At 57.0% G+C, this 14,995-nt stretch carries 13 protein-coding genes and 1 pseudogene; 12 read left to right on the top strand and 2 right to left on the bottom strand.

Annotated features, from left to right (window positions below; translation table 11 throughout):
• Positions 1–2: 2 nt before the first annotated feature.
• Positions 3–398 (bottom strand): rhodanese-like domain-containing protein, encoded by a 396-nt coding sequence (locus ACR0IM_RS07750; protein ID WP_480641076.1) that lies wholly within the window; start codon positions 396–398, stop codon positions 3–5.
• Positions 399–530: 132 nt separating this feature from the next.
• Between ACR0IM_RS07750 and ACR0IM_RS07745 the strand changes: the two genes are divergently transcribed.
• The 8 genes from ACR0IM_RS07745 (at position 531) to ACR0IM_RS07710 (ending at position 10,908) form a co-directional block, all read left to right on the top strand.
• The gene (locus tag ACR0IM_RS07745) at positions 531–1,805 is read left to right on the top strand and encodes an NAD(P)/FAD-dependent oxidoreductase (RefSeq protein ID WP_480681371.1); all 1,275 of its coding nucleotides are present in this window, start codon (positions 531–533) and stop codon (positions 1,803–1,805) included.
• A gap of 6 nt (positions 1,806–1,811) precedes the next feature.
• Positions 1,812–3,878, top strand: a complete 2,067-nt coding sequence (locus ACR0IM_RS07740; RefSeq protein ID WP_480681369.1) for a hydantoinase/oxoprolinase family protein — start codon at positions 1,812–1,814, stop codon at positions 3,876–3,878.
• A gap of 3 nt (positions 3,879–3,881) precedes the next feature.
• Positions 3,882–5,528, top strand: a complete 1,647-nt coding sequence (locus ACR0IM_RS07735) for a hydantoinase B/oxoprolinase family protein (protein WP_480590373.1) — start codon at positions 3,882–3,884, stop codon at positions 5,526–5,528.
• A 6-nt stretch (positions 5,529–5,534) separates the two neighbouring features.
• Positions 5,535–6,281 (top strand): SDR family NAD(P)-dependent oxidoreductase, encoded by a 747-nt coding sequence (locus tag ACR0IM_RS07730; RefSeq protein WP_480641069.1) that lies wholly within the window; start codon positions 5,535–5,537, stop codon positions 6,279–6,281.
• A complete protein-coding gene (locus ACR0IM_RS07725) occupies positions 6,278–8,179 on the top strand; it encodes a propionyl-CoA synthetase (RefSeq protein ID WP_480681368.1) in 1,902 nt (633 codons plus the stop codon). Before ACR0IM_RS07730 ends, ACR0IM_RS07725 begins: the two co-directional genes overlap by 4 nt.
• Complete coding sequence (locus ACR0IM_RS07720) at positions 8,176–8,520, top strand: RidA family protein (protein WP_480681367.1); 345 nt, start codon at positions 8,176–8,178, stop codon at positions 8,518–8,520. Before ACR0IM_RS07725 ends, ACR0IM_RS07720 begins: the two co-directional genes overlap by 4 nt.
• Positions 8,521–8,533: 13 nt before the next feature.
• Positions 8,534–9,277 (top strand): amino acid ABC transporter ATP-binding protein, encoded by a 744-nt coding sequence (locus ACR0IM_RS07715; protein ID WP_480590363.1) that lies wholly within the window; start codon positions 8,534–8,536, stop codon positions 9,275–9,277.
• Positions 9,278–9,759: 482 nt separating this feature from the next.
• Positions 9,760–10,908 (top strand): amidohydrolase, encoded by a 1,149-nt coding sequence (locus tag ACR0IM_RS07710; RefSeq protein WP_480681366.1) that lies wholly within the window; start codon positions 9,760–9,762, stop codon positions 10,906–10,908.
• Positions 10,909–11,109: 201 nt separating this feature from the next.
• On the opposite strand, the gene ACR0IM_RS07705 is transcribed toward ACR0IM_RS07710, so the two are convergent.
• Entirely contained in the window at positions 11,110–11,463 is a 354-nt protein-coding gene (locus ACR0IM_RS07705) for a hypothetical protein (RefSeq protein ID WP_480681451.1), read from the bottom strand.
• Between ACR0IM_RS07705 and ACR0IM_RS07700 the strand changes: the two are divergent.
• The 4 genes and pseudogenes from ACR0IM_RS07700 to ACR0IM_RS07685 form a co-directional block, all read left to right on the top strand.
• Positions 11,441–12,097, top strand: a pseudogene (locus ACR0IM_RS07700) (adenine deaminase C-terminal domain-containing protein); the annotation flags it as partial. The gene ACR0IM_RS07705 and the pseudogene ACR0IM_RS07700 overlap by 23 nt on opposite strands.
• Positions 12,098–12,825: 728 nt before the next feature.
• Positions 12,826–13,191 carry a VOC family protein gene (locus tag ACR0IM_RS07695; protein WP_480681365.1) on the top strand — a complete coding sequence of 122 codons (366 nt, stop codon included), beginning with the start codon at positions 12,826–12,828 and terminating at the stop codon, positions 13,189–13,191.
• A gap of 135 nt (positions 13,192–13,326) precedes the next feature.
• Positions 13,327–13,698, top strand: a complete 372-nt coding sequence (locus ACR0IM_RS07690; protein WP_480590359.1) for a YciI family protein — start codon at positions 13,327–13,329, stop codon at positions 13,696–13,698.
• A gap of 3 nt (positions 13,699–13,701) precedes the next feature.
• Entirely contained in the window at positions 13,702–14,937 is a 1,236-nt protein-coding gene (locus ACR0IM_RS07685) for an RNA polymerase sigma factor (protein ID WP_480681363.1), read from the top strand.
• Positions 14,938–14,995 lie beyond the last annotated feature (58 nt).

Raw genomic sequence — 14,995 nt, 5'->3', positions numbered from 1 at the left:
ACTCAATCCTCCTTCTCGACTGGTCCACCGGATTTTTCCCAGGACCCGAAGCCGTCCTTCAGATGTGCGGCTTCAAAACCCATATCCTGCAATGTGGCTACAGTAAGGGCTGAGCGCCAGCCTGAGGCGCAATGGAAGACGTATTTCGTGCCTTCCTGCGCAAAAATGTCCTTGTGGTAGGGGCTGTCGGGGTCGACCCAAAACTCGATCATTCCGCGCGGCGCGTGGAAACTGCCCGGGATGAAACCGGTGCGCTGACGCTCGCGCACGTCGCGGATGTCCACAATAACAACATTGGGATCGTCGATCATTTCGATCAGGTCCGCTGTTTCGATTTCTTCGATGCGGTCCCGCGATTCCTGCACCATTTGGGCTGCTGTTTTTTTGAGCTGGGTCATGCTGTATTGTTCCGATATTTAAAACACGTTTTTCGTATATTGACACATTGAGGAGATCGTTGCAACGTTAGTTAACAGGAATCGCCGGATAGCTGGTGTGTTCTTTGCTTCAACATAAGAGGGTGCCCGCGCATGAATACAGACAGCCCGATCTCTCTTTGGGATATGTCAGCTGAAGAACCGGACCTTCGAAACCCGATGACAGGCGACGCGGAAACGGATGTCGCCATTGTTGGTGGTGGGTTCACCGGTTTGTCGACGGCGCTTCATTGTGCAGAGCAGGGATTGGGTGCCCACGTGCTTGAGGCCAAGCATATCGGGTTTGGTGGCTCAGGGCGCAATGTGGGTCTGGTTAATGCAGGGGTTTGGCACCCGCCAGCTGCGGTCCGCAAGAAGCTGGGTGACACTTACGGGCCTCGCTTTGTAAAGCGGTTTGGTGAGGGGCCCGCGCAAGTCTTTGATCTGATCGAAAAGCATCAGATCCGCTGCGAGGTTACCAAAACCGGAACAATTCACGCAGCGCATGCACCGTCAGGCTTCGAAGACTTAAAGGCGCGCCATGCGGAATGGGCACGTCTGGGCGAACCCGTCGATTTGCTATCCGCTGAAGAAATGATCGAAAAAACAGGAACAAGCGCATTCCATGGCGGTCTGTTGGACCATCGAGCGGGCACCATCAATCCGATGGGTTATTGCCGAGGCCTGGCGCGTGCCGCAAAGGGTGCGGGAGCCGAAATCAGCACAGGCGTATGTGCAACCAACCTGCGGCGAGACGGTGAAAAGTGGATTGTCGAAACCGACAAAGGGGCGGTCAGAGCCAAGTACGTTGTGCTGGGTACCAATGCCTACAGTGACACACTTTGGCCGGGATTAAATCGCGTGTTCACAATGATCCGGTACTTTCAGTTGGCAACGAAGCCTCTGACCGCGGATATGTCGCATATCCTTCCGGGTCGTCAGGGCGTCTGGGACACAGGCCAGATCATGTTCAGCATACGGCGCGATGCGCATGACCGCCTGGTGATCGGTTCCATGGGAGCGGTCGTCGGATCAGTCGGTCGAGGATTGTCGCACCGCTGGGCCAAGAAACAGCTTGCGCGCCTTTACCCAAAACTCGGTCCGGTAGAGTTCGAGGAAGCGTGGCATGGGAAAATAGCCATGACCCCAGATCACCTGCCGCGTATCTATCAGTTGGCACCCAATCTGCTTACTCCGATCGGCTACAACGGGCGTGGCATCACCACTGGAACAATTTTTGGCGAATGCATGGCCAAACTGATCTCGGGCATGGACCCTAAGGACCTCCCGCTTCCCATGACCGAGTTGTCGACTGTGCCGTCGGCCCCGATCATGTCCCGCCTCTACCAAACGGCTTTTACTGCCAACCAAATCTTCAAGAGCCTTTAGAGATCCATGAGCAATTCAGAAATACGCGTCGGCGTCGATATTGGTGGAACCTTTACGGATGTAGCGCTGCAACATCCCGGCGGTTTGTCCACCTGCAAGGTTCTGACAAATTACAGTCAGCCGGAACAAGCCATACTGGATGGGATTGTTAAAGCAGCGGATCAGGCGGGTGTAGCACCCGGTGAAATCGGCCAGGTCATCCACGGCACCACTTTGGTGACCAATTCACTGATCGAACGGCGCGGCGCAAAGACTGCCTTTATCACGACCGAAGGGTTCCGGGACGTGATCGAGATGCGCTCGGAAAACCGGTTCGAGCAATATGACCTGAACTTGAACCTGCCGAAACCTCTGGTGCCGCGTCAGGACCGGTACACCCTGAACGAACGCATGGGGCCGGACGGGGAGGTTCTACTGGCGTTGGACCTGTCTGAGGTCAACGCGATGGTCGACACGATCAAGGCAGGTGGGTTCGAAGCGGTCGCCATCGGCCTGATACACGCCTATGCCAATGACGCGCATGAGATCGCCATGGGCGAGGCGCTACGCAAGGCGATGCCAGACCTTTCGATTTCGTTGTCTTCGGTGATCTCGCCGCAGATGCGAGAGTTGCCGCGTTTCAACACGGTGATTGCAAACGCTTATGTGCAACCGCAGGTCGCCGACTATCTGGGCCGTTTGGTGGCGCGTCTGCGCGACACCGGGGTGACGGCGCCTGTGTTTATGCTGCACTCCGGTGGAGGTCTGATCTCGGTCGAAACCGCTGCGGAACAACCCGTGCGACTGCTGGAATCCGGCCCGGCCGGCGGGGCAATCTTTGCCGCCGATTTTGCGCGGGCGCACGATTTGGACAAGGTTCTCAGCTTCGACATGGGCGGGACCACAGCCAAAATCTGCCTGATCGAAGATGGTGCGCCCAAAACCGCCAACACGTTCGAAGTCGCGCGAACTTATCGGTTCAAAAAGGGCTCGGGCATGACCGTGTCGACGCCTGTCGTGGAGATGGTCGAGATCGGTGCCGGAGGCGGTTCGATTGCTTCTCTGGACAGCATGGGACGACTTCAAGTTGGTCCGCGCTCGGCGGCGTCCGAACCGGGACCGGCCTGTTACGGGCGTGGTGGGACAGAGCCAACAGTGACCGATGCCAACCTGTTGTTGGGCCGTTTGGATCCAGACAACTTTGCCGGCGGTGCGATCCCGCTGCACACGGCGCAGTCCGAAAAAGCTGCTGCTAAACTGAACCTCTCCGCCAGGGACGCTGCCTTCGGCATTACTGAGTTGGTGGATGAGAATATGGCCAACGCCGCGCGCGTTCACACAGTCGAGAACGGGCGCGACATTGAACATTTCACCATGATCGCCTTCGGAGGCGGAGCACCGCTGCACGCCTGCCGCCAATGCGAAAAGCTTGGGATCAAGGCGCTGATCATCCCACCGGGTGCGGGTGTAGGCTCGGCCATCGGGTTTCTGAAAGCTCCGTTCAGTTTTGAGGCGACACGCGGGCTGTTCCAGCGACTGGACGATTTCGACGCTGGCGCGGTGAACGCTGCGCTGATCGAGATGGAAGCCGAAGCGCGTGCCTTTGTGGACGAAGGTGCCAAGGGTGCTGAAACCGAAATCCGTATGACCGCGCAGATGCGTTATTCCGGCCAGGGCTGGGAAATACCTGTGGTGCTGCCCCACAAACAATTTGAAGACAGCGACGTATCGCTGATCCTCAATGCCTTCGAAGATGCCTATCGAACGCTGTTTGGCCGGATCATCGACGGATTGGCGGTTGAGATCACCAACTGGCTTCTGACAGTTTCCACGGTTTTGCCGGATGCCGAACCTGTCGTCGGTCATAACAGCGGGTCTGGCGCGGATGTCGCACGGATGCGCGGGTTTTTTGATGCCGCCCTACGCAAATCCGTCGAGGCACGCGAGGTTGAACGGTCGAGTATGACACCAGGCAAGGCGGTTGAAGGCCCGGCGATCATCGTCGAATCCGAAACATCAACCGTAGTCACTTCGGGCTATCGCGCGGTGGGGCAGGGCGATGGAAGTTTGCTTTTGCTGGCGAAGGAGGCTTAAGCCATGGGTGCGTCAGATATCGATCATCAGATCATGTGGAACCGCCTGATAGCGGTTGTAGAGGAACAGGCCACAACGCTGATCCGCACGGCCTTTTCAACTTCGGTCCGCGAGGCGGGCGATCTGTCGGCGGGTCTGTTCGACCGCGAGGGCCGGATGATCGCGCAGGCGGTGACCGGAACTCCGGGCCACGTGAATGCGATGGCAGAAAGCGTCACGCATTTTGCTGCTCAAATCGGGCCGCAGAACACGTTCGACGGCGATGTTTTCATCACCAACGACCCTTGGCTGGGCACCGGGCACCTGCATGATATCACCGTTGTCACGCCGGTGTTCCGCAAGGGGGCCCATATTGGGTATTTTGCCTGCACCGCTCATGTGGTGGACATCGGCGGACGTGGTTTCGGGCCCGATGGTAACGAGGTGTTCGAAGAGGGTCTCTTGATCCCCATCACCAAATTCGCCGAACGCGGACAGGTCCAATCGCTGCTGATTGAAATGATCCGTGCAAACGTGCGGACCCCGGATCAGACCGTTGGCGACATGTACTCGCTGGCCGCCTGTAACGAGGCGGGCGACCGTCGCCTTCAGGCGATGATGGATGAGTTCGGTATCGACGACCTGCAATCACTGTCGGATTTCGTCATCGAAACCAGCCGCAAAGCAACACTGGAAGCCATCGCCAAAGTGCCTTCGGGTACCTATCACGAGACGATGCAGGTCGATGGCTATGACGCCCCGGTGCATATGGAGGTGACGCTCAGCGTCGATGGCGATCAACTTCTGGCGGATTTCGCGGGCACATCGGGTACGAGCCGGTTCGGCGTAAACTGCCCCGAGGTTTATACCCGTGCTTATGCCTGCTACGCGCTGAAGTGTGCGATTGCGCCGGAAGTCCCGAACAATACCGGCTCGCTTGAGCCGTTTCGGATCACCGCGCCCGAGGGTTGCATTTTAGCGGCCAAACGCCCCGCGCCAGTTTCGGTGCGCCATGTGATGGGACATCTGGTGCCCGATGTTGTGCTGGGTGCGTTGCACAAGGCGCTGCCGGATACGGTTCCGGCCGAGGGGGCAAGTGCGCTGTGGAACATTCAGATTTCCGCCCGGGCTTCGGACCCGGAAAGCGGCCTGCCGAACCGAGAGGTGCTGATGTTCAACTCGGGCGGCACCGGCGCACGCCCCGCCTTTGATGGGCTGAGCGCCACGGCCTTCCCCTCGGGTGTATCGACCATGAGCGTCGAGGCGACCGAACATGTCGGGCCAATCACTGTCTGGCGCAAGGACCTGCGCGAAGGCTCCGGCGGGGCCGGGGCCCTGCGGGGCGGTCTCGGTCAGACCATCGAGATCGAACCACGCGCGGGCTATGATTTCTATTTTAACGCCATGTTCGACCGTGTGAAAAACCCGGCGCGCGGGCGCAACGGCGGCCTGGCTGGTGGTGCGGGTGCTGTTGAGCTTACCGACGGGACAAAATTACGCTCGAAAGGGCGGCAATTGGTCAAATTCGGCCAGCGGCTGAAACTCAGCCTGCCAGGCGGCGGGGGCTACGGCGCGCCGAAACAGAGAGATCGTGCCGCGGTAGCCAACGATTTGGCGGCCGGTTTCATTACGCCAGAGCAGGCAAAGAACGACTATGGATTCGAAGGGTAAACGCAGATGGCTAATACTCCAGTTGCAGTTGTAACCGGTGCCGCTCAGGGCATTGGACTGGCCTGTGCCGAGGCGCTGAAAGAGGATGGCTTCAAGGTCATTCTGGTTGATATTCAGGACAGCGTGCACGAGGCGGCCGCCGTCCTTGGCGGGGTCGGAATGGTGTGTGACATGGGCGATGTGGACGCCATCAGAGCAATGTTTGACACGATTGAGACCGAACACGGCCCGGTGTCGGCGTTAGTGAACAATGCGGGCATCGCGATGCCGGGGAATTTCCTGGACTATGATCTGGCCGCCTATGACCGGGTGATGGATATCAACCTGCGCGGCGTGTTCGTGGCGATGCAACGGGTTGCGAACACGATGGTCGAAAAGGGCATTGAAGGCGCGATCGTGAACATGTCGTCGATCAACGCGCAGGTCGCGATCCCTGCGATCCCGGCCTATTGCGCCTCAAAAGGCGGGGTCATGCAGTTGACCAAGGCGGCTGCACTGGCGCTGGCTCCGAAAAATATCCGTGTCAATGCAGTCGGCCCCGGCTCGATTGATACCGAGATGATGGCAGGTGTGAATGCCAACCCCGAAGCCTTCAAGATGGCGATGTCGCGCACGCCAATGGGCCGTGCAGGCACCGCGCGGGAGATCGGAGATGTGGTGGCATTCCTCTGCTCGAAAAAGGCCAGCTATGTCACCGGTGAAACGATCTATGTCGATGGCGGGCGCCTCGGCCTGAACTATGTGATGTCATGAGCTACGCAGACGCATATGCAAGCTGGCAGGCCGATCCTGCGGCGTTTTGGGGCAAGGCCGCCGAGCAGATCGACTGGTTTATCCCGGCGGAAAAGGTCTTTGACCCGGATATGGGCGTCTATGGGCGCTGGTTCGCCGGGGCCACCTGCAACACTTGCTGGAACTGCGTCGACCGCCATGTCGAGGTCGGGCACGGCGACCGCAAGGCGCTGGTTTATGACAGCCCGGTCACCGATACGGTTCAGACCTACAGCTTTGCTGAATTGCAGGCCGAAGTCGGCGCGCTGGCCTCGGTCATGCGGGCGAATGGCGTCAGTAAAGGCGACCGCGTTGTCATCTATATGCCGATGGTGCCGCAAGCGGTGTTTGCGATGTTGGCCTGCGCCCGTCTGGGGGCAATCCATTCGGTTGTGTTTGGCGGATTTGCGCCGCACGAACTGGCCACCCGTATCAACGACGCCGCGCCCAAGATGATCATCTCGGCCTCCTGCGGGATCGAGCCCGGACGGATCGTACATTACAAACCGTTGCTGGACGCGGCCATTGAGGAAGCCAGCACCAAGCCCGAGCATTGCCTGATCCTGCAACGCGACATGGAACCGGCCGAGATGATTCCGGGCCGCGATCTGGATTATGCCGAACTGGTCGGCGCTTCAAAGGCAGCAGGGGGGACCACGGAATGCGTGCCGGTTGCGGCGACCGATCCGCTCTATATCCTCTACACCTCGGGAACCACCGGCCAGCCCAAGGGCGTTGTGCGCGACAATGGCGGGCATATGGTGGCGTTGAAATGGACGATGGAGCACCATTACGGGATCAATCCCGGTGAGGTTTTCTGGGCCGCGTCAGATGTGGGCTGGGTCGTGGGGCATTCCTACATCTGCTACGGGCCGCTGCTGCATGGGTGCGCCACCGTGGTCTATGAGGGCAAGCCGGTGGGCACGCCCGATGCGGGCGCCTTCTGGCGGGTCATTCAGGATCATGAGGTTGCCGCGCTGTTCACCGCCCCGACCGCTTTCCGCGCGATCAAGAAAGAAGACCCGAAGGGGCAGTTGATCGGGCAGTACGACCTGTCGAAATTCCGTACGCTGTTTCTAGCCGGCGAACGCTCGGATCCGGCGACGATCCAATGGGCCGAGGAAAAACTGCAGCGCCCGGTTATCGACCATTGGTGGCAGACCGAAACCGGTTGGGCGATGTCGGGCAACCCGGTCGGGCTGGGACAGTTCCCGGTCAAATACGGCTCACCCGGTAAGCCAATGCCGGGCTACGACATTCAGGTGTTGGATGATGAAGGCCATGAGGTCCGGCCCGGCACCTTGGGCAACATCGTCTGCAAACTGCCGCTGCCGCCCTCGGGCTTTCCGACGCTGTGGAATGCGCCGGAACGGTTCCTGTCATCATATATGAACGAATTCCCCGGCTACTACGCCACGTCTGATGCCGGGATCATTGATGAGGACGGATATGTCTTCATCATGGCCCGCACGGATGACATCATCAACGTGGCCGGGCATCGCTTGTCGACCGGCGCGATGGAAGAGGTGATCGGGGCGCATCCCGACATCGCGGAATGTGCTGTGGTCGGCGCGGCGGACGCTCTTAAAGGTCAAATGCCGTTGGGTTTCTATGTGACCAATGATGGCGCTGACCGGGATTCGGGTGAGCTGGAAAAAGAGTTGGTCGCGCTGATGCGGGAACAGATCGGGGCCGTCGCAGCGTTTAAAACAGCCATTCCGGTCAAACGGTTGCCGAAAACACGATCCGGCAAGGTATTACGCGGTACGATGCAAAAGATTGCCGATTGCGTCGAATTCAAAATGCCGGCCGCCATCGATGATCCGGCCATTCTGGATGAGATTTCCGATGCACTGAAGGGCCGGGGGTTGCTGAAATGATTGAACGTCTCCACACCAGCGAGCGGATGTCGAAAATCGTCAAGCACAATGGCGTGGCCCATCTGTGCGGTCAGGTCGGCGCTGGCGAAAGTGTCACCGACCAGACGCAGGACTGCCTTTCGCGTATCGATGCCCTGTTGGCCGAGGCGGGTTCGGATCGAGAACACATCCTGCAGGCCATCGTTTGGCTGCGAGATATGGCGGATTTTGCGGAAATGAACGCCGTCTGGGATGCCTGGGTGCCTGAGGGACACGCGCCAGCACGTGCTTGCGGCGAGGCCCGGCTGGCGCGGGATGTACTGAAAGTCGAGATCATCATCACAGCCGCAATAAGAACCTGAAGGGGAGATTGCCATGTCCGAAACACCAGCCGTCAGACTAAGCAAAGTGGAAAAATACTACGGATCTTTCCATGCCCTCAAGAACATTAATCTGACCGTGACCAAGGGCGAGAAAATCGTCGTCTGCGGACCGTCGGGATCTGGTAAATCGACCATGATCCGAACAATCAACCAACTCGAGGAACACCAGTCCGGTCTGATTGAGATCAACGGCCACGCGATCAGTGCCGAAGATCCGAATATCGACAAGATGCGGCAGGAAGTAGGTATGGTGTTTCAGCACTTTAACCTGTTCCCGCACATGACGATCCTTGAGAATTGTACATTGGCCCCGATGCTGGCCCGCAAAATCTCTCAGGCTGAGGCGGAAGAGACCGCGATGATGTATCTGGAAAAGGTCCAGATCGCCAATCAAGCTCCAAAGTATCCCGGCCAGCTGTCCGGCGGCCAACAGCAGCGCGTAGCCATCGCGCGAGCGCTTTGTATGAAGCCCGACATTCTGCTGTTTGACGAACCTACTTCGGCTCTGGACCCGGAGATGATTGGCGAGGTTCTGGACGTTATGGTGACACTGGCCCAGGAAGGGATGACTATGATTTGCGTCACGCATGAAATGGGTTTCGCACGAAAAGTTGCGGATCGGGTTATCTTCATGGATGCCGGCGAAATTATCGAGGAAGACGACCCGGAGAGTTTCTTCAACAACCCCAAGAGCGAACGCACAAAAAACTTCTTAGAGCAAGTTCTAGTTCATTAGGGAGCAAGAACTCACTCTTGCGAAAGTCCTATCAGTTTGGCGTGGAGCTATGGCACTCTTCGCTGAAATTCTTGGTGTGGCCGTTTCTTCCCAAGTATGAGGCAATATGCCCAATGAAAGCTCTTATTTTTGCTCATGCTCAGTTTAGGCTTGCATTCGAGGTGCTCGATAGAAATGGCTATGGTCCATTTCTTTTTACAAACTGAACGCTCGGAGGGTTTAAGGCCGCGTAACAAAAGGCCAAGAACTCGGAGGGACGAAGGGTTTTAAACTGCTCATAGCGGTCATGGTGCCCACCCAAGCTTTGGTTGGTATGCAAATTTGAGCACAGGCGTTGCAATCCACTGGTTTCTGTAAACAGATACATAGAACCTGTCTCTGAGTGTTGCAGTTTTGCTGAATTGACGCTGACGGCACTGTGGGAAGATGGCAATGAAGGATAAAGGTCTCAAAAACAGACCGAAAAAAGAGGCATCTCCCCAATGCTCAGCAATTCTGATCTGATCGAGTTGACCGCGCTTCGTCGCAAGCTTCATAGCCGTCCGGAGTTGTCTGGCCAGGAAGTCGAAACCGCAAAGACCATTGCCAAGGAGGTGGCGCTACTAGGTCCTACTAAGGTTCTGAGGAACATCGGCGGGCATGGAGTTGCCGCTGTGTTTGATAGCGGTGAAGAAGGACCAACAGTGTTGTTTCGCGCTGAACTTGACGCTCTTCCTATTCAGGAAAAGTCCAATGCTCAATGGGCATCAGAAATTTCAGGTAAGGGGCATATGTGTGGTCATGACGGTCACATGATGTTCTTGATGGGGCTAGGGCGGTTGCTTTCGCGCAGGCCGGTAGCGAAAGGTCGTGTCGTATTGATGTTTCAGCCGTCCGAGGAAGACGGGCGCGGAGCACGCGCTGTAATTTCAGATCCGGCCTATGAGGAAATAAGAGCTGACTGGGCATTCGCAATTCACATCGAGCCCGGACGGCCGTGGGGTTATGTGTCCACTCGCAAAGGATTGATCAATTGCGCCTCTCAGGGGTTGAAGATCAAACTGTCTGGAAAAACGGCGCATGCTGCGGATCCCGAAGATGGCATTTCGCCGTCACTGGCAGTTGCGAAAATCGTTCCGGCGCTCGACGCTCTGGGTCAAGGTGGCAAGCTAGACGATGACTTCCGCCTCGTCACGGTCACTCATTTTCAGGTGGGGGAGCCCAATTTTGGAACGGCACCAGGCGATGGGGTGATTTTCGCCACACTTCGGTCTGTGAGTGACGATGCACTGGCGGGCATCGCAAAAGATGCGCGTAACTTGGCCTCGAAGGCAGCCGGCGAAGCTGGGCTTGAAGTGGACTTTGATGTGTTTGATCACTTTGCTGCTTCAATCAACGATGTTGATGCTACCGATGTTGCTATTGCCGCTATGGACAAGCTGGGAATCCAGAATGGCGATCTTGGTTTGCCAATGCGTGCGTCCGAAGATTTTGGTGTTTTCGGTTGGGATGCTAAAGCGGCCATGCTGTGCCTAGGGCCCGGTGAAGACTATTTCCCTCTCCACAGTCCAAACTATGATTTCCCGGATGACTTGTTGCCAACCGGCGTAGCGATCTTCGAGCGGATCGCAAGAGATCTCTTGGGTGGATAAACGGCTGAACTAGTACATTGTAGCAAGACATAGTCGTGTTGAGTAACGTGAAGCGCGCTAAGAGCAGTCATCTGCTGCAATTCCCAAGGTAACCGTTTTGTCGACAATGCTGCGGGACTCAGAGTGTGCGGCATTGATAGGGAATAAGCAGCAGCTAGCGAACGGGTGAAACCATGTCGTTACACATCCAGAAGCTTGTAGTTAGCTGAACTCTGCCATGTCTATTTTGCTCCTCGCCGTTGAGTGGAAGTTTTCAATATTGAACTCAACTTCATCCCCGGTGGTCCAGTCGAACAGTGAGCGGTCAACTTTTGTCAAGCCCACTGCTTCCAGCGCCTCTCGCGCTTTGTCGCCTCCCGTGCCGAAATAGTAAGTGTGGGGCACTTCCGGCCAATCACGTGACGTGACGGGGCCGGTCAGGTGAAAGAAGCGGGAGTCATCGTCAACACGCCCTTCGGACGGCATGAAGAAAGCCAGCCATCCATCGCGCGGCCCCAAGCCGCCCCAAACACCCTCAGGCAGTTCATCAAGGCTTACAGCAAATATTCCCGTCAACGACTACCCGGAATTTGCCAAGAACACCGTCAACCTTGGCAAGCGCCTGGCTGCGGATGACTTTGACATTTATGCCCCTGAGGGCGCGGCATAGGTGAGAGCCCGGGTCATTGGCGTCATTGAAAACCAAGCCCCGACACGGGCGCTGGAGGCCAATCTCAGCGTCGAGAACGGATTGGTCAGCATGGATGCCGGAAAAGATGTTTGTCAGATCGCGCTGGTCGAGCGCCACCGAGGTACCGGCGGTGTGGTGAATGGCTTCGTATCCGGTTTCGGCTATGACAAACCCTGTGCGGTGGCCTCAACTGTCGCACATGACAGCCACCATGGGATTGTTGTTGGCACCTCCAACGAGGACATGGCGGCAGCGGCCAATCACCTGGGAAAAGTCGGTGGGGGTATCACCGTCTTCTCCGAAGGCAAGGAGCTGGCAACAGTTGAACTGGCCATTGCCGGCCTGATGTCAGAGGACCGCGCGGAGATTGTCGCCGCTATGGGCACATGCGGCTGCAAGCTGACCAACGCCTATATGCAGCATTCGCTGCTGGCGCTGGTTGTGATTCCCGAAATCCGGATTTCAGATTTGGGGATCATTGACGTCTCAAAGTTTGAAAAGGTCGATCTGTTCATCTGAATCAGGAGGAGAACGGTTACCGTAACCACCCTTCTGGAACCTTCAGCGAATACTCACTTGGTTCTCTGTTCTATGAGATTGGCTTCTGGTTTTCATTGCGAAGGAAATAAACTGCCGTATTCCCAACCGTCGCAGCGTGAATTGAGAGCGGGTGCAGCAAACTATCGCTGCGCCTGTGATCAACGAGAATTCAGCGTGAGCTGCTCGCCTCAAACGTCTGCAGTTTGAAGTTAACCTGTTCTCCAAGCCAGGAGACAAACAATGCTCATAAACCGTTTCAGCGAAGTGCAGATTACTGGCACCCTGAAAGAGCATCAGGTTGAATGACCACAAATGGGAAATTGGCAGCGCTGAAGGCCACGTGACAGAGGGCGTAAGGTGACCGTCTTGCCATTTTGTTGGACGTGCATTGGTCGAGAGGTTCGTGACTTGCAGATGCACGTCAGATGCCCCGGTTCAAAACTGTGGAAAGCACTTTGGACGCTCTGCATCTCCCCGCCGGGTGAACCACAAAATGCTGCGATTTGCTGAAGAGGTTCAATGACCGCTTTGTCCGCGTTTCGCGAATTGGATCTATGTGTGTATTTCTCTCACGGCGAATGTCCGGAAGGAGGGCTGAAATCGCAGTGTCTGGGGTGATGCGCCAAGGTCCGCAAAGGGCCGCGCTTATCAAATGCTACAGATTGAAGTAGCCTTTTCCGAAAGCGTATCCGGGATCGAAATTTAAGATGGAAAAAGTAGTAGGAATTGGGGGGTTTTTCTTCAGGGCAGACGAGCCCGTCGCTTTGGCGGCATGGTATCGTGATATATTGGGCATTGATCTCGTACCAAACGACTATGAAACACCGTGTTGGACGCAGGAAGCAGGTGAGACTGTATTCGCCCCGTTCGAAAAGGTGACAGAATACTTCGGGAACCAAGAAAAGGCATTTATGCTGAATTTTCGTGTTCGCGACATTGAGAAAATGATCGCACAGCTCGAGTCTAAGGGTGTTGAAGTCCGCCGGGATCCAGACTCGCCTTATCCAAATGGCAAGTTTGCTTGGCTCAATGATCCAGAAGGTAATCCAATAGAGCTTTGGGAACCCGCTTAGCCTGAGTCTGGAAGGCTGCATTTTGTGTCTTGGTGATCCAAATTGCTATCTTATGACCCCGCATTCTGGGTCCGTTGTCGGATTTGCATGTTTTCGCGCGTCCTTGCACCATGTGACTGAAGGATGGAGGCGAAAATGATTTACGCAATCACAATCTATGGGGAACCTGGCGTGTTCGAGGCGCTACCCAAGGAACGCCAGGACGAAGTGATGTTGGGCCACAGCGAACTGCAATCGGCGTTAACGGGCCGCGGTGATTTCGTCACTATGAAGCTGATGCCGCCAACTTCTGCAGTGATGGTCGAGCCCGCCCAGACCGACGGCGCGCGGCCACTGATCACTGACGGTCCGTTTGCCGAAACAAAGGAAAATTTCCTTGGGTTCTATGCTGCCGATTTCAAAGATCTTGAAGAAGCGCTGGAATACGCAAAGATGATCTCATCTCCAGTTGCACGGCTTGAGGTGCGACCGGTCGCCTGGGCCGGCGGTGTGATCTCGTCGGAATAGGCCATGTCGGACTGGCTTGAGGCCACATTCGCCCTGTACCGCCCGCGTGCGCTTGCGGCCTTGACCCGGTTGTTCAGGGATATCGACATGGCCGAAGAGGCTTTTGCCGACGCTTGCCTGAAGGCGCTGACGGTCTGGCCGGAAGATGGGGCGCCGCGCGATCCGTTGGCCTGGCTGCTAACCACCGCGCGCAACGCAGGTCTTGACCATGTGCGAAAATCACAGCGCCGCGCGGCAATCCTGTCGCGTCACACCGAGGAGTTTCAGCCGATGCCTGCCGAAACACCGGATCCGGACGAGATGCGAGATGACGTTTTGCGGCTGCTGTTCATCTGCTGTCACCCGGAACTTGATCGTCGGGACCAGATTGCCCTTGCCTTGCGGGTCGTCCTGGGGTTGAGCGTGGATGAGATTGCCAGCGGATTTCTGATCAAGTCTAAAACCATGGAGCAGCGGATCACCCGGGCGAAAAAGAAAATAGCGCTCAGCCCGGTCGCCTTTGAAACGCCAAGCCCGGCGAAAAGGGGCGCGCGATTGAGCGAAGTGTCCCTGATGGTCTACCTGATGTTCAGTGAGGGGTGGTCGACCTCGGCCGGGCCAGATCAGATCAGGCTTACCTTGTGCGAAGAAGCGATCCGATTGGCGCGTCTGCTTGCGACGCTGTTTCCGGCGATGGGGGAACAGGCCGCGTTGCTGGCGCTGTTGCTGTTTCAACACGCCAGGCGCGGCGCGCGCATTGATCCCGAGGGTAAGCTTGTCGCGCTGGACGATCAAGATCGCACTCTTTGGAACCGCGCGGACATAGCCGAGGCAACCGGTCTTTTGCAAAAGGCCCAGAGGACGGGCCATCATGGTGTCTATATCATCCAGGCTGCAATCGCTGCGACGCATGCTCGGGCAGCGTCGGATCGGGATACGGACTGGGCGTCGATCGAAAGCCACTATGCTGCCCTTTACGCCTTGCAGCCGACGCCTGTGGTGCGTCTCAATCAGATTGCAGCGCAGGCCAAGCTGCACGGTTCGCATCATGCGCTGAAGGCGATGGAACCTTTGGCGCAGGAGCTGTCCACCTATCGCTGGTTTCATGCGATGCGGGGCGGGCTTTTGCAGGACACAGGCGATCACCGTGCGGCCATTGCGGCGTTTGAAACCGTGATGACGCTTGGCCCGACAACCCTTGAACGTGTTGCGATTACGGAAAAAATCGCGATCAGCCAAGAAAATTTGCGCCGCGTGTAGGGATCGCGTCGTTTCGTGCGTCCTTGGATCAGACCCGTATGTGGCGGGCGCAACCAAG

Source organism: Ruegeria sp. BF6 (genome assembly GCF_056538665.1).
Note: the sequence above shows the minus strand (reverse complement) of the source record. Positions and strands in the feature narration are given on the sequence as shown.

Bases quoted from the DNA above. Each gene is read 5' to 3' on its own strand.
- ACR0IM_RS07685 (WP_480681363.1), top strand. From the start codon at position 13,702: ATGTCGGACTGGCTTGAGGCCACATTCGCCCTGTACCGCCCGCGTGCG.
- ACR0IM_RS07725 (WP_480681368.1), top strand. From the start codon at position 6,278: ATGAGCTACGCAGACGCATATGCAAGCTGGCAGGCCGATCCTGCGGCG.
- ACR0IM_RS07695 (WP_480681365.1), top strand. From the start codon at position 12,826: ATGGAAAAAGTAGTAGGAATTGGGGGGTTTTTCTTCAGGGCAGACGAG.
- ACR0IM_RS07720 (WP_480681367.1), top strand. From the start codon at position 8,176: ATGATTGAACGTCTCCACACCAGCGAGCGGATGTCGAAAATCGTCAAG.
- ACR0IM_RS07730 (WP_480641069.1), top strand. From the start codon at position 5,535: ATGGCTAATACTCCAGTTGCAGTTGTAACCGGTGCCGCTCAGGGCATT.
- ACR0IM_RS07740 (WP_480681369.1), top strand. From the start codon at position 1,812: ATGAGCAATTCAGAAATACGCGTCGGCGTCGATATTGGTGGAACCTTT.
- ACR0IM_RS07745 (WP_480681371.1), top strand. From the start codon at position 531: ATGAATACAGACAGCCCGATCTCTCTTTGGGATATGTCAGCTGAAGAA.
- ACR0IM_RS07710 (WP_480681366.1), top strand. From the start codon at position 9,760: ATGCTCAGCAATTCTGATCTGATCGAGTTGACCGCGCTTCGTCGCAAG.
- ACR0IM_RS07750 (WP_480641076.1), bottom strand. From the start codon at position 398: ATGACCCAGCTCAAAAAAACAGCAGCCCAAATGGTGCAGGAATCGCGG.
- ACR0IM_RS07690 (WP_480590359.1), top strand. From the start codon at position 13,327: ATGATTTACGCAATCACAATCTATGGGGAACCTGGCGTGTTCGAGGCG.
- ACR0IM_RS07735 (WP_480590373.1), top strand. From the start codon at position 3,882: ATGGGTGCGTCAGATATCGATCATCAGATCATGTGGAACCGCCTGATA.
- ACR0IM_RS07715 (WP_480590363.1), top strand. From the start codon at position 8,534: ATGTCCGAAACACCAGCCGTCAGACTAAGCAAAGTGGAAAAATACTAC.